Consider the following 331-nt stretch of genomic DNA (forward strand, 5'->3'; position numbering starts at 1 on the left):
CTCAAGATGAGATTTCCCAATTAGTAAGACCCCTTGAAGACGACGAGGTAGATAGGTTGGAGGTGGAAGTGCAGCAATGCATGGAGCTGACCAATACTAATCGGTCGAGGGCTTATCCTACAAACTACCCCAAAAAGTGAAGAAGAGGCTGACGAAGCCGATTCCGAGTACTTTCCGGGGGCCCCGTAAAAAGGGCGAACGCAAATTCAATTCGGATTCAGTTTTCAGGCGATTAAGCCTGAGCATTTGTACCGCAAATGCCCGTTTGGTGGCGATGGCGGAGGGGTTCCACGCGTACCCATCCCGAACACGACCGTTAAGCCCTCCAGCG

2 rRNA genes are annotated in these 331 nt (G+C 52.0%); both read left to right on the plus strand.

Annotated features, from left to right (window positions below):
* Window positions 1-120 (plus strand): 23S ribosomal RNA (locus HPT30_RS00540); the annotation flags it as partial.
* A 144-nt stretch (window positions 121-264) separates the two neighbouring features.
* A 5S ribosomal RNA gene (rrf, locus tag HPT30_RS00545) occupies window positions 265-331 on the plus strand; the annotation flags it as partial.

Origin of the sequence: Paenibacillus agri (assembly GCF_013359945.1) — a bacterium.
GTDB lineage: Bacteria > Bacillota > Bacilli > Paenibacillales > Paenibacillaceae > Paenibacillus_AQ > Paenibacillus_AQ agri.